19 protein-coding genes and 1 pseudogene are annotated in these 13,661 nt (G+C 37.0%); 19 read left to right on the top strand and 1 reads right to left on the bottom strand.

What is annotated here, in order from left to right:
- The 18 genes and pseudogenes from C9J37_RS17460 (at window position 1) to C9J37_RS17380 (ending at window position 10,668) form a co-directional block, all read left to right on the top strand.
- The gene (locus tag C9J37_RS17460) at window positions 1–405 is read left to right on the top strand and encodes a phage structural protein (RefSeq protein WP_107896377.1); all 405 of its coding nucleotides are present in this window, start codon (window positions 1–3) and stop codon (window positions 403–405) included.
- 100 nt (window positions 406–505) lie between these two features.
- Window positions 506–787, top strand: a complete 282-nt coding sequence (locus C9J37_RS17455; RefSeq protein WP_153063502.1) for a hypothetical protein — start codon at window positions 506–508, stop codon at window positions 785–787.
- Between the two features lie 180 nt (window positions 788–967).
- Window positions 968–3,190: a phage tail protein gene (locus C9J37_RS17450; RefSeq protein WP_107896375.1), complete on the top strand. Its 2,223-nt coding sequence runs from the start codon at window positions 968–970 to the stop codon at window positions 3,188–3,190.
- A gap of 3 nt (window positions 3,191–3,193) precedes the next feature.
- Complete coding sequence (locus C9J37_RS17445; protein WP_107896374.1) at window positions 3,194–3,790, top strand: LysM peptidoglycan-binding domain-containing protein; 597 nt, start codon at window positions 3,194–3,196, stop codon at window positions 3,788–3,790.
- Between the two features lie 2 nt (window positions 3,791–3,792).
- Complete coding sequence (locus C9J37_RS17440; protein WP_107896373.1) at window positions 3,793–4,116, top strand: phage baseplate plug family protein; 324 nt, start codon at window positions 3,793–3,795, stop codon at window positions 4,114–4,116.
- Window positions 4,109–4,909 (top strand): phage protein, encoded by an 801-nt coding sequence (locus tag C9J37_RS17435; RefSeq protein WP_107896372.1) that lies wholly within the window; start codon window positions 4,109–4,111, stop codon window positions 4,907–4,909. Before C9J37_RS17440 ends, C9J37_RS17435 begins: the two co-directional genes overlap by 8 nt.
- Window positions 4,906–5,370, top strand: a complete 465-nt coding sequence (locus C9J37_RS17430; protein WP_107896371.1) for a Gp138 family membrane-puncturing spike protein — start codon at window positions 4,906–4,908, stop codon at window positions 5,368–5,370. The genes C9J37_RS17435 and C9J37_RS17430 overlap by 4 nt, the downstream gene beginning before the upstream one ends.
- Window positions 5,370–5,723: a contractile injection system sheath initiator gene (locus tag C9J37_RS17425; RefSeq protein WP_107896370.1), complete on the top strand. Its 354-nt coding sequence runs from the start codon at window positions 5,370–5,372 to the stop codon at window positions 5,721–5,723. Before C9J37_RS17430 ends, C9J37_RS17425 begins: the two co-directional genes overlap by 1 nt.
- Complete coding sequence (locus tag C9J37_RS17420) at window positions 5,710–6,891, top strand: baseplate J/gp47 family protein (RefSeq protein ID WP_107896369.1); 1,182 nt, start codon at window positions 5,710–5,712, stop codon at window positions 6,889–6,891. Before C9J37_RS17425 ends, C9J37_RS17420 begins: the two co-directional genes overlap by 14 nt.
- Window positions 6,884–7,525, top strand: coding sequence for a DUF2612 domain-containing protein (locus C9J37_RS17415; protein ID WP_107896368.1), 642 nt, complete (start codon window positions 6,884–6,886; stop codon window positions 7,523–7,525). The genes C9J37_RS17420 and C9J37_RS17415 overlap by 8 nt, the downstream gene beginning before the upstream one ends.
- Before the next feature lie 15 nt (window positions 7,526–7,540).
- On the top strand, window positions 7,541–7,873 hold the full coding sequence (locus C9J37_RS17410; protein WP_107896367.1) for a hypothetical protein: 333 nt from the start codon (window positions 7,541–7,543) through the stop codon (window positions 7,871–7,873).
- Window positions 7,874–8,395, top strand: coding sequence for a hypothetical protein (locus tag C9J37_RS17405; RefSeq protein WP_107896366.1), 522 nt, complete (start codon window positions 7,874–7,876; stop codon window positions 8,393–8,395).
- A 12-nt stretch (window positions 8,396–8,407) separates the two neighbouring features.
- The gene (locus C9J37_RS17400; RefSeq protein WP_107896365.1) at window positions 8,408–8,674 is read left to right on the top strand and encodes a hypothetical protein; all 267 of its coding nucleotides are present in this window, start codon (window positions 8,408–8,410) and stop codon (window positions 8,672–8,674) included.
- Between the two features lies 1 nt (window position 8,675).
- Complete coding sequence (locus C9J37_RS28360) at window positions 8,676–8,837, top strand: hypothetical protein (protein ID WP_167397349.1); 162 nt, start codon at window positions 8,676–8,678, stop codon at window positions 8,835–8,837.
- A 133-nt stretch (window positions 8,838–8,970) separates the two neighbouring features.
- Window positions 8,971–9,270, top strand: a complete 300-nt coding sequence (locus C9J37_RS17395; protein ID WP_107896364.1) for a hypothetical protein — start codon at window positions 8,971–8,973, stop codon at window positions 9,268–9,270.
- Entirely contained in the window at window positions 9,270–9,536 is a 267-nt protein-coding gene (locus C9J37_RS17390; RefSeq protein ID WP_107896363.1) for a holin, read from the top strand. Before C9J37_RS17395 ends, C9J37_RS17390 begins: the two co-directional genes overlap by 1 nt.
- A pseudogene (locus C9J37_RS17385) lies at window positions 9,536–9,988 on the top strand (peptidoglycan recognition protein family protein); the annotation flags it as partial. The gene C9J37_RS17390 and the pseudogene C9J37_RS17385, both read left to right, overlap by 1 nt.
- Window positions 9,989–10,338: 350 nt before the next feature.
- Window positions 10,339–10,668 carry a YolD-like family protein gene (locus C9J37_RS17380; protein WP_107896361.1) on the top strand — a complete coding sequence of 110 codons (330 nt, stop codon included), beginning with the start codon at window positions 10,339–10,341 and terminating at the stop codon, window positions 10,666–10,668.
- A gap of 57 nt (window positions 10,669–10,725) precedes the next feature.
- Here C9J37_RS17380 and C9J37_RS17375 read toward each other — a convergent pair whose 3' ends face one another.
- Complete coding sequence (locus C9J37_RS17375; protein WP_107896360.1) at window positions 10,726–11,370, bottom strand: Rv1352/Rv1906c domain-containing protein; 645 nt, start codon at window positions 11,368–11,370, stop codon at window positions 10,726–10,728.
- 244 nt (window positions 11,371–11,614) lie between these two features.
- Between C9J37_RS17375 and lysS the strand changes: the two genes are divergently transcribed.
- Entirely contained in the window at window positions 11,615–13,117 is a 1,503-nt protein-coding gene (lysS, locus tag C9J37_RS17370) for a lysine--tRNA ligase (protein WP_174412966.1), read from the top strand.
- Window positions 13,118–13,661 lie beyond the last annotated feature (544 nt).

Below are 13,661 nucleotides of genomic sequence, written 5' to 3'. Positions count from 1 at the left end.
ATGACAGGACATATTGGCACATACGATGCACGAAAGGTTACAACGACAGCAAATGGAATTATTTTAACTGGTTATGCTGATGGAACTATGGTTAAGTGCTCAAAGGATAACGATAACTTCGAAGCAAGTTCTTCAGCTCAAGGTGATGCTGTTGTATCAATCAATGGTGATTCGCTCGGTACAGTAGAAATCACGTTGAATCAAACATCACCATCTATTGTGACACTCAACAAACTTGCAAACGAACGCACAATGTTCCCTATTTGGGTGAACAGTAACAACGAAATCAAAGAGGTTGTAGGTGGCACAAAGGCAATGATTACAAAGGTTCCAGACATCGAGCATGGTAAGTCTGTAGCCAACCGTGTTTATACAATCAAAGTATTTGACTACCAAGTTAAATAAAAAGAAAGGAGAGTGGGCCATGTGCTCACTCTTTTAATTTGCAATGAAAAAAAATCACATTACAAATCATTTAAAACGAAAAGAATGGGAGAGAAAACGTATGGCTATGAACGGTAAAAAAGAAACAAAAGAAATCGCAGGGAAAAAATTTATTTTTCAGCATCCTGGGTTAGAGGCAACATTAGATATTCGTGAACGAGCGAAAGACCAAAACGGTAATACATCTGAAAAAGAATTGTATAAAGAGTTCTTAGAACATGTAGTATTCGTTGAGGAAGAAGGCGTACCACAACGCATTAACATTGAGTATTTTGAACAATTCGACAGCATGAAAGTTTTCACAGAGGTAATGCGAACAGCTTCGAAATTTATCTTTCGTTAAGTTTGACGACTCATATTATCGGACAAAAGCTGAAACTCGTTGGCTGATGTGGAGACCAATTTTAGAAAAAATGCTTTCGTATCGAGAAGCAAGTATCATGACACATCATGAATTATTTGAAGCTAATGCCGCGTTAGATATTCACATCGAAAAAATCCAGCAAGCGAGGGAGGCGAGTAAATGAGTAATGTGCGCGATTTATTCGTTGAAATCGGATTGGAAATTGACGACGAGCCCTTAGATGAACTAGACGAGCTTATTAACGATATAAGGAGATCTTTAGGTAATTTTGATTCTAGCGGATTAGATGAAATTGAAAGAAATGCCAGGTCTGCAGCAGATGAATTCGACGACTTATCAAGGGACATTCGACAAGCTGATAGAAATGTGAATGATTTAGATAACAACAATCTAAATGGATTGAATGGTGAACTAGCTGGTGCTTCAGCTATGGCAAATGTTCTTGAAAATTCTATCGAGGATATCGTTGAAGATGAGTTGATAGCGACTGTCACAACGTCAATGATGGGCAACTCATTTTCATTGGCTGGAATGAAAGGTATTGCGATGGGTGTAGGTGTTACTGGTGCCTTAAGTGGTATTCTCGCTATTCTGGCACCGTTAATTGTTTTAGTTGGTGGTTTGGCAGCATCATTTTTAGCTGCAGGACTAGGGGTAGCTGCTTTAGGGGCAGTCGCTGTTCCAGTGATGACTAATTTATTTGAAAGTGCGGATCAAGTCGCCCAGATTGAGGAGAAAATAGCAAACGCGGACACCGCAAAAGAACGGATAGCAGCACAAAAAGAATTAGCCGCTGTATATGATGACATGAGTGAATCCCAACGTGGAGCATTGAAAGAACTACAAGAATTCAAAGACTTTTTTGGGGATTTCACCAAACAATTCGAAAATCCGATATTCGATGCATTTGCAAATGGTTTAAATCTAGTAAAGAGCATATTGACTGGATTAGAACCAACCATTAGTGGCGTGGCCACGGTAATTAATGAGTTATTAGATGAAATGAATAATTCTGTAGTGGGTGGAGGCTTAAAGGGCTTTTTTGAATGGTTAGAAACCCATGCAGCAGAATCGATATATAGTTTCGCTCACATTTTTGGAAATGTATTCAGCGGTGTTTTTAAAATGTTGGCATCATTTTCTCCAGTAGGCGCACAAATAGAAGAAGGATTACTATCGATGACTGCTAGTTTCAACGAATGGGCTGGAAGTCTAGCATCTTCTAACGGATTCCAAACATTTATAGAATACGCAAAAACAAATGGACCAGCATTATTGGGCATATTAGGTGATGTGTTCGGTGTTCTCGGTGACGTTATCGTTGCATTAGCACCACTAGGAACGGTGGTTTTAGCCGGATTGCAACTATTAACAGGGTTTATTGCATCCAATGTAGCACCGTTATTTGGCGAATTAGGTGGATGGACCAAACAGTTAGCTGACGCATTTATGAATAATTTAATGCCGTCCATTCAGCCACTAATACAAGATTTATTACCGACTCTGGGGAATTTTTTAGACAATCTAAAACTTTTAGGTCAAACATTAGTAGATACATTCGTTTCGATTTTTCCGACTTTGCAAGATATTTTTAGCACCGTTTTTCCAATTATCGTTGATTTGGTGACAAATGTATACGATATTATTAGCTCTCTAATAAACAATGTCGTAATACCATTGTTGCCGATACTAGGTAAAGCATTTTCCGAAGTATGGTCGGTTGTTAAACCTATTTTAGAACCATTGAAAAATTTACTCTCCACAATCGGTGACAATATTATGTTTTTGATTAACGACATTGTAGCGCCTTTAATACCGATAATAGGGAGCATTTTCTCAGGTATGTGGGTTATTTTAAAGCCAATTCTTGATGCGATAGTTAGGGCATTTGGAAAAATAATCGATGTAGTGACAAGTGTAATCAGTGCTGTGAGAGAATTAGTTAGTGCGTTCGCTAATGTCAAGGTTCCAGATTGGATGTCTAATATAGGCGGGAAAATTAAGAGTGCTGCTAGTACGGTTGGAGGCTTTTTTAATGGATCACACGCAACTGGATTGGGTAGAGTTCCTTTCGATGGGTATGCTGCCGAATTACACAAAGATGAAGCTGTTTTAACCGCAGACCAATCAAATGCATTGCGAGATATTGGTGTATTAAAAGGTGATGGCAGTAGTCCGCAACTAGATTTAAGAGAAAACAACAGTGGAAGCTATCAAACGACATATTCAACGAGTAGTAATAACTCCAAGATTTCTGCACCAATTAATATTTATGTGCAAGGTGGAGATAATCCACAAGGAACAGCCCGCAGTATTAAAGAGGAACTTGAAGATTACATTGCAGACTTGATGAGTGTTATGTCAACACCTAGGGAGGGATAGTCAATGGCAGAAGAATTAGTCGGTAAAGCGCGCTTAAATGGTTTGTTAATACATGTCGTTAGTGAAGATGCTGATTTTAACGTTGACATCCCTACCCATAAAGTTGAAAAAGGTATTAATCTATCAGATCACATCGAGCGAAAGCCAGAAGTTGTTAAGTTATCGGGCCTTTTAATACGTCCGACGAACGAGCGAGTTGAATCACTCATAAGTAAGTTGAAAAGTATTGAGGTTAAAGGTCAACTAGTGACTTATGAAGGACGTCGAATCTATAAGAACTTGCTCATGAGTGGTTTATCTATTAAAGCCAGTTCCAAAGTGATGAATGGATATAATTTCAGTTGCACCTTAACAGAGGTTCGTATCGCTCAATCGTCTTATGTAGACCCTAAAGTTAAAGCAGCTACAGCACCAGTTGCCGAAGCTGGACGGAAACAAACGGAAAATAAAAAACAATCACCTGTATATCATGTCGTTAAAAAAGGCGACACATATTCTTCGCTCGGCAAAAAATATGGTACCAAGTGGCAAGACATACAAAAGTGGAACAGTTATGATCCGAAGAAAATTCCTGTAGGCGTAAAACTAAGGGTGGTGTAACAATGCTTGACTTTGAATATATAGAAATAGAAAAAGCGCTCATTCCCTATCGATTCGAGGTAGAATTGGGCGCTGAATTATTTATAATCGAAATTCGATACAATAATTTACACGATTACTTCACGCTAGACCTACAAAAGGATGGAGAGATATTAGTACAAGGCGAAAAGCTTGTTTATGCTATGCCTTTATTTAATGAGGTATTCGATAATCGCTTTCCAGCACCGACTATTATTCCTATTGATCCATCAAGTAAAGAAACTCGTGTGACATTTGCAAATTTGAATAAAACAGTATTTTTAAAGTTGGTGAACAACAATGAGTAAATTATTTAAACGATATGTAGAGGTCGTGACAGGCAATTTAAAGTTTAATAATACAGATTTAGACATTGAGTTTGAAGTACCTTTTGATGATGATTTGGAGCCAAACATCAGTGAAATTACTATCTACAATTTATCAGAATCAACTAGGAATAAATTAAAACGCGGTGAGGTCATTTCAATAACTGCTGGCTATGTTGAGGACAAAGGGTTAATACTTAGCGGTCGCATTAATAGTATTACTACAACGCCATTAGGAGCCGATAGAGCAACAGTTATAAAAGTTATAGACACTTATTCTTTCAATGTAAAAAAGACTTTGCAACGGTCTTATAAAGGCAAAATAAAAGCTGATGCTATTATTAAGGATTTGGTAAAAGCACTAGGGTTGAAAGTGGCCGTACTTAAATTACCGAAAAACAAATTGTATGATAAAGGATTTTCTATTAACGGAGAGATATTCAAAAAAATACAAGATGTTGCGAACGATTGCGGAGCATCTGCTTACATTTCTAGACAACAAACATATATTAGGCCAATTACAGAAGGTGATAACCACCGATTTGTACTAAGTCCTGATACAGGTCTTGTTGGATCACCAGAATATTTTGAAACTGAACGTAAAGGTATAGTAATGAAAGGTTATAAAGCAAAGTCATTGTTACAACACCGAATGAATACAGCATCAATTATCGAACTTCAATCAATTGTTACAAAGAGCAAAGTGCGTGTAAAAAAAGGTAAGCATATTTGCAAAGGTAACTCATTCTACACAGAAGTGGAGGCGATACTATGACGAATATGACCGAGTTTTTTAAAACGCTTCAACATGAAGTATATATGAACTTAAATACAGCTATGCCTTGTAAAGTCCTTGCTTATGATGAGACTAAACGAAGAGCTAAAATACAACCCTTATTCAAAGTGAAAGAATATGGACAAGATGAAAGTTCTTTGGCTCCTATCGAAAATGTACCAGTGCTTTTCCAACGTTATAAAGTGCATAATAATCAACCAATTCCTATAACAACAGATACTGCACCTCATCCGCAATATACAGGTACAGGTGAGCACGTGCATAATGAAATAACTTTTACAGAATCAGTTGAAATGATTCCAGACTTAAAAAATGGCGACATAGTTCAAGTGATATTTAACCAGCGAGCTATTGATGAAGCACAAAACGGACAGAATGTTTATCCAGGCACTGCAAGAATGTTTGATATTCACGACGCAGTAATAGTGGGGGTGTTTTAGTGAAAACACTAGCTCTATTAAACGGAGACTTACTTTTTGAAAATAGTGATTTCAAGTTAGATGAAGATGAAAAAGAGGTCGCGCAGTGTATTGCTATTTCATTAGGTACTAACTTGAAAGAGTGGTTCTTAAATGAAGCAGCTGGACTTGATTTTAAACGTGTATTAGAAAAATCAACGAAAGATGAAGCGAGAGCAGAGGTTATGCGTGTGCTTTCTCAAGAAGAACGGGTCAGTGGAATAAACAGTGTAGAAATAAGCGATGCTAACAGAATTCGTGTGATTGTTTATAGTGTAACACTAATAGATGGCACCGTTTTGAATGAAGAGGTGGTTATAAATGACGCTGGATAAGACAGGGTTTAAAAGAAAAACATACAGCGAATTAGTTGATAGTATGTCAGCTAAAGCAAAAGAAAAGTTTGGTGCGGATGCTAATACTACAGAACGGTCAGTATTGGGTATTATCATTCGCATTATGGCATGGTTTTTCTCACTGCTTTGGCAAGATACAGAAGATGTTTATCATAGTGCGTATCGAAAGACTGCTGAAGGTAATCAATTAGACATGTTGCTTCCGTACGCAGGTATAACACGAAACTTAGCTGATTTTTCTTACGGACAAATTGAAGTTATTGGCACACCTAACCACTTTATCGAAAGTGGTTTTTTAGTGTCTACAGAAAACGATATTTATTTTGAAACAATGTATGATTTAACGCTTAATGAAGAAGGTAAAGGTTTTGTTGATATAGTGGCCTATGAAATTGGCGCACGGGGCAATGTAGGAGCAAATACGATTACTCAAATAGTAAATCCAGATGCAGACATTATACGTGTAAATAACCTTTTAAAAACCAACGGTGGACGAGAAAAAGAAACCGATGCAGAAGCAAGGGAACGAGCAGATATAACGGTTGAAGGTATAGGCTCAGCTACCACAGCAGCGATTCGTACCAATCTATTAAAAATTTCAAGCATCCGCGCAGCAAAAGTTATTGAAAATTATAAAGATGAGGTAGACCAATACGGTACACCACCTAGGTCAATTCAAGCTTTTGTGCTAGGTGGCAGTGATGAAGAAATCGCAAAGGCAATACATGAAAAGAAAGCTGGAGGGATACAACCTTATGGCACAACTTATTTTGATGTACTTGATTTGAGTGGAGAAGTAAAACAAATTGGATTTACAAGAGCTAATGAAGTAAATGTATATATCAAAGTAAATGTAACAACGAATACATCATTTACATCTAACGGAGTTAATCAAATCAAAACAGCGCTTATCAAATACGTTGGAGGCACGGATGTTAATAACAATACTTACGCTGGTTTAAACATGGGTGATGATGTAGTAGTGTCTCGTTTAATCGCAAAAACATACAGCGTTGACGGCATAGAGGATGTAATAGTTGAAGTATCAAAGGACGGCATTAATTATAACGACTCAAACGTGGTAATCGGATTGCAAGAAGTTGCTCAAACACACTTCAATGACATTGAGGTGACAGTTAATGTTTAGCACAAAATCAATCGTTAAAAAATTCGCGGATTACTTTGATAAAACGCCTGATTCTAATATTTCTAAACTAATGAGTATCTTTGCGGCAGAGGCACAAGAGGTCAAAGATACTAACGATCGTATAAGACAATGGCGCAACATAGACGACGCTGAGGGTGTAGGGCTTGATTTGATTGGACAAAACGTAAATCAACCGCGTGGTGTTGCGAATGACGAAGTGTATCGAATATTACTGAAGTCGAAAATAGCTAGAAATCTAAGCGACGGAACGATTGATACCATTATACAGGTCTTAGCTATTGCATTATCAGTAGAGCCCAAAATGATAAAAATTAAAGAGAAGTGGAACGATCCTTTAGAACCAGAACCAGCAGCGATTAAAGTTATCGAGCTACCACTTACAAAATTGAATGAGGCAGGCTTAGACCCGACTAATTTTGTGAGAATTGTGCAACGTACAGTAGCAGCAGGAGTGAAGGTTGGAGTAATCGAACTTACGGGTACTTTCGAATTTGGTGATATAACTAACTCAATCGACAACAACAAAGGTCTAGGTGACATAAATAATGAGGTTATAGGTGGTTATTACGGTGCTGTCTATACACCTTCCCAAGATAATGAATTACCTATTTAAGGAGTGTGAGACACTATGTTAAGTGAATTACCAATATGGCTAAATCAAGGCGTAGAACCGCCCGAAAGTTTAAAAACAACAGGGTGGCAACCAGGTATGAAGCCATCAGCACAACATATGAATTGGTTGTTTAATCGTTCTTATCTTGTAATGAAAGAACTGCAAGAAAATAGTGGTACGGCTGAATTACAAAATGAGTTAAATGCTTTAAAAACGAAAGTTAATACACACTTGGAAGATAAGGCGCAACATAATCAATTTATTCATGAAGGTAAACTGCACCAAATTGGTTTTGGTTACAATCCGACACTAGGTTGTATGACATATAGTATTCGAGAGGTGATATAGATGAATGTTGATGGTAATTTTCCGACATACGAGCAGCAGCAGCAGATTCTCACTATTGCGCAGGAATTGGGTGTAGATGTTGATACACTGATTGCTCTATTAGGTACACCAACAAGTGCAGCAAGTAATTCTACAGGTGGTAACGCCCATGCTAAGTTAAATTGGTTATTGAGTACTTTAGGGACAGTTAATACGAATACTGCTACTGCAAATTTAGGTGCACCAACAACAGCAGCATCAAATAGTACAAGTGCAGTAGCCCATGCAAAATTGAATTGGTTGATGACTGACGTAGCAAAGGGTGTTGTTAAGTCTGTGCAAAGAGGTGTTTTTACACACAACGGAGGTACTGATACTGTAATTTCTCTCAGTACTATTAACCCTTCAAAAGCGTTTGTTATAGTTAATTCGAATACTGCTAATACCGGTTTATCTATAGTGGCGATAACCGCAACCTCAGTTACCTTTAATGCTATACAAAATGCCACTGCGTGTAGTTGGCAAGTAATCGAATTTTATTAAGGTGGTGAGAAAGTGTTTAGATATGCACAATTAAACGAAAATAACGTTGTAATAGCAATCAGTGACTTGACCGGCGAAGTAACAGCGGACAATATGATTTTGATTAACGACTCAGACGTGAAGTTAGGTAGTACTTATGATACTGATACAGAAGTATTCATACCACCAACAACACCATCAATCGAACCACAGCCGACAGTTGAAGAAATGCAGGCTCAAACATTATTAAACACAGAATACTTAGTATCACGCAGTGAGCTAGGATTGGGAGGTAACTAAAATGACAGTATTTGAATTATGTAAGTTTTTAATTGAGCGTAAACGTTATGAGCAGGCTGCTATGCAGAATAAAGTAAATGTTTTTTATGCTAATAACCAATTGAAAGATGAAGAATATACACAGTTATTAACCGAAATAGACGCACAACAAACGCAAGCATAGGCTTAGCGTTATTTTTTATGGTTTTTTTGGCGCTATGAGAGCAATCGAGATGGGCAACAGTACATGTTACTGACTCTCGATGCTTCTTATGGCTTTTTATTTTAATTGAATAAGGCAAAGGATTGGTGATGGTATGGATGTAGCTGCAGCAAATGAAATTGCTACAAGTCAAGCTGTTTGGGCGATAGCTTGTTTAATTATTGCATTTGGGGCATTTCGCTATTTAATGAGCAAAAATGATAATCTAATGAATCGAGCAGAAGAACGCGAAAATAAATTAATGGACCACTTAGAACGGTCAAATGAATCACAAGAAAGGACAGCAATCGCACTCGAAGGAATGAACCGATCGCTGAATGTGTTAGAAGGTCGTGTGGACCGTATTGAAAAACACTCTCTCAAAAATAAAGATACAGAAAAGGATGATGAATAATGGATTTAACAAACATATTTATGATTGCAATGGTGATGGTGGCTATCGTTTTAGCGGTATCAGAGGTATTGAAAAAGACATTTAAAATTAAAACACAGTACATGCCAATCACATCGGTAGTGATTGGTATTTTTGTTGGCTTAGTTTGTTGGCCGTTATCAGAGTATCCAGCGTATATGATGTTGATGGCCGGATTTATTGCAGGGCTTACAGCTTCTGGTACGTTTGATTTACTAAAGGCTGCTAAAAAAGAAGGTGAACAATAATGGCTTATGTTTTCAAACAAAACCTATTGCCTGCTAGTAAGTATCCAATAAAAGCGCCTTATTCTATGACACCACAGTATATTACGGTACACAATACCGCAAATGATGCTTCTGCAGGCAACGAAATTAAATACATGATTACTAACAACAATCAGGTATCCTATCATGTTGCAATTGACGATAAAGAAGTGATTCAAGCCATTCGATTTAACCGTAATGCTTGGCATTGTGGTGATGGTCAAGGAAATGGTAATCGTAAATCAATCGGTATTGAAATTTGTTACAGCAAAAGTGGTGGTGTCCGTTATGCTGCCGCAGAGGAAAACGCTGTACAGTATATAGCGAAACTACTTAAAGAGTATGGTTGGGGCATTGAGCGAGTTAAAAAACACCAAGATTGGAACGGAAAATACTGTCCACATCGAATTTTAAGTGAAAACCGCTGGAATAGCTTCTTGAAACGAATTGAAGAAGCAATGAATCCAACAAATACTATTCAACTAAAGGAGGAAACAAAAGTGCCAAACACACTAACATCAACAGCTAAAGAGGATTTAAAAGGATTGTTAAAAGCGACTTACCAAAAAGGAATCTTGAAGGTGGACCATAGCGAAAGAGTTGGTTCAATGACAGACGGCGAAGCTTTAGGATTACTCATTTCGGTTGTAAAACGGACATTATAAGACGAAAAAATACCAGGTAACCACAAAAAATGTGAGCCTGGTATTTTTTTATTGCTAAATAAGAACATTAGTTCTATAATATATACAAACAAACGTTCTTATTTAAAGGAGGAGAATACATGTCATTTACAGCAGTTCCAAAGCCAACGAAATGGTCGAAGCCGAAGAAGTTAGATAAACCACAGAGAACTACACCAACACCGCCAAAGGAAAAGAAACATTTAGATCGTGATGAATTTGATTTAGAAGAATTAGCGGTTGTGTTAGGTGAAGCTAAGGAAGAAAATAAGTTAAAAGTATTTACTGTATATAAGATGGATGAACCATTACAAGGTACAGTTGTTAAGATGGATGCTAACACTAAGTTAATACATATCCAGGATAAGATAAGAGATATTCATAAAGTACACTTTTTGGATATATTGAAAGTATCTGATGTTGATTATTAAAACATAAAGCCACTCATTTAAAAAATAATGAGTGGCTTCCTTCTATAATAAATAGAATTATTTTGTTTTAATATATACATCTTGTAGCGTTAAATATTGACCATCAGTTACTGTGATATATCCATCAGCTTGAGGAGTTTCATTCGTAACAATTGTACCTATGTCATGACTGCTATTCTTCGAAACTTCAATGTACCCTATACCTGATTCGCTATCTAGAAAATATTTGTATTCTCCAGCAGGGATATCTGTACCAACTTTAAATTGACCATCTTTATAAATACCGTCTTGTGGAATAACAGATGGTGCATCTGCTACAGAATAAAATTTACTTCCATCAACTTTAAAATACTGTCCGTCTTGTACAGTTACATAAATATGAGACCCTTGTGTAGGTGTTGCATTAAAAATGATACTTCCGAGTGCACCAGTGCTGTCTTTAGCAACTTCGATATATCCAATCGGACTATCTGTTTTTACTAAGTATTCACCTGCTTTTAAATCGGTACCAACTTTATATGTACCACTTTTAAGAGCTTTATCATCTTCTTTTTTCTCTTCTTTAGCTGTACCTTTTTCACCAGTAGATGCAGTTGTTTGAGTTTCCTCTTTCGGTTTTTCTTCCTTAGATGAATCCGCACCACATCCAGCTAGTCCTAGAGATAGTACAAGTGCTGCGCTAAAAATTAATGTTTTCTTCATTGTAAAGTAGTCTCCTTTGCATGTATATGTTCTATTAAATTGTATCAATATTGGTAAGTGTTGTCAGTAATGAATAAATTATGATGCCGAAACGATGCCATAAACAAATTACAATCAATTTCAGCAAAAAACAAAACTCTGTTGTATACTTATTAAGTATTGTTATATTTGAAACAGATTACAATCAAATACATTAACAAACCGCGGTGTTAGATGGACGTAAACGCGGACAATTTAATAAGGAGTGAAACAAGTGTCAAACATAGAAGAGTTAAATGATCAGCTATTGGTGAGACGTCAAAAAATGACTGCTATTCAAGAGAACGGTCAAGATCCATTTGGTAGTCGATTTGAGCGTACACATCTTTCTACAGAAGTGCGCGAACAATTTGCAGATCAAACAAAAGAACAGCTAGAAGAAAACCTACAAGAAGTGATTATCGCAGGTCGTATTATGACAAAGCGCGGTAAAGGGAAAGCTGGCTTTGCACATATTCAAGATTTAGGTGGACAAATTCAAATTTACGTTCGTCAGGATCATGTTGGTGAAGAAGCTTATGACTTATTTAAACAAGCTGACCTTGGTGATATCGTAGGTGTACGTGGTAACGTATTCCGTACGCAAGTGGGAGAACTTTCAGTGAAGGCTGAAGGATTTACGTTCCTAACAAAAGCGCTACGTCCTATGCCTGAAAAATTCCATGGCTTACAAGATGTAGAACAACGATACCGTCAACGTTATTTAGATTTAATGACAAACGAAGATAGCAAAAAAACATTTATTACGCGTTCTAAAATTATCCGCGCAATTCGTAACTATTTAGATAATGCAGGCTACTTAGAAGTAGAAACACCAATGCTTCATACAATTGCTGGTGGTGCAGCGGCTCGTCCGTTTATTACTCACCATAATGCACTTGATATGGAATTATACATGCGTATTGCTATTGAGTTGCACTTAAAACGTTTAATCGTGGGTGGACTTGAAAAAGTTTATGAGATTGGCCGTGTATTCCGTAACGAAGGTATCTCAACTCGTCACAATCCGGAGTTCACAATGATTGAACTGTACGAAGCATATGCAGACTACAAAGATATCATGTCATTAACAGAAAACTTAATTGCCCACGTAGCACAAGAAGTTCTTGGCACAACATCCGTGCAATACGGTGAAGATGAAATCAACCTTGCTGTAGGTTGGAGACGTGTTCATATGGTAGATGCGGTTAAAGAAGCTACAGGCGTTGATTTCTGGCAGCCAATGACGAAGGAACAAGCGCAAGCACTTGCAAAAGAACACGGGGTAGAAGTCAAAGCTGCCCATGAAGTCGGTCATATTATTAATGAATTCTTCGAGCAAAAAGTAGAAGAAACACTAGTGCAGCCAACTTTTGTATTCGGTCATCCTGTAGAAATCTCTCCTTTAGCGAAGAAAAATCCAGAGGACGAGCGTTTCACAGATCGTTTTGAGCTGTTTATCGTACGTCGTGAGCATGCGAATGCATTCACAGAGCTTAATGATCCAATCGATCAACGTGAACGCTTTGAAGCGCAACTAGCTGAGAAAGAAGCGGGCAATGACGAAGCACACGAAATGGATAATGACTTTATTGAAGCTTTAGAATTCGGTATGCCGCCAACAGGTGGATTAGGTATTGGTATTGACCGTCTAATCATGCTTCTTACAAACTCACCATCAATTCGTGATGTACTATTATTCCCAACAATGCGCCACATAACGAAATAATAATTAAAAAGGAGATCCTTGTTGAAAAGGGTCTCTTTTTTTTATTGAGAAATGACAAAAACAGAGGTATTGTAATAACAATGTTTTCAAAGCAAGAGTAATTATAAAAACATCGTAGCTAGAAACTACTATATAATAGCTTACTAATGACGTTTTTTTAAAGAAATAATATTTTTGCAGAAAAATACTTGCAGAGATCTTAGAATCGTGATAAATTATTACTTGTCGTTAAGACGACGCAACATTAAGTATTATAAACTTCTTAAATAACGACCGCAAAAAAATGTTGACAATAACATTCGAAAGTGGTAAGATTTAAAAGTTGTCACTTCTTAAAAAATAAAATATTTTAAAAAGTTGTTGACAGCTGAGTTTGAAAATGGTATTATATAAAAGTTGCTGAAACAAACGGCAACAAAATGAACCTTGAAAACTGAACAAGCAAAACGTAATCAATATAGTTTTTACTAGCTAACTTCGTTAGTGAACGAAACAAAATTTTGGACATCAAAATTGATGCCAGCAAAACAATTTGAGCTAATCA

This window comes from Lysinibacillus mangiferihumi (assembly GCF_003049665.1).
In the GTDB taxonomy this organism is placed as follows: domain Bacteria; phylum Bacillota; class Bacilli; order Bacillales_A; family Planococcaceae; genus Lysinibacillus; species Lysinibacillus mangiferihumi.
The sequence above is the reverse complement of the archived record's forward strand: the minus strand, read 5'-3'. Positions and strand labels throughout refer to the sequence as shown.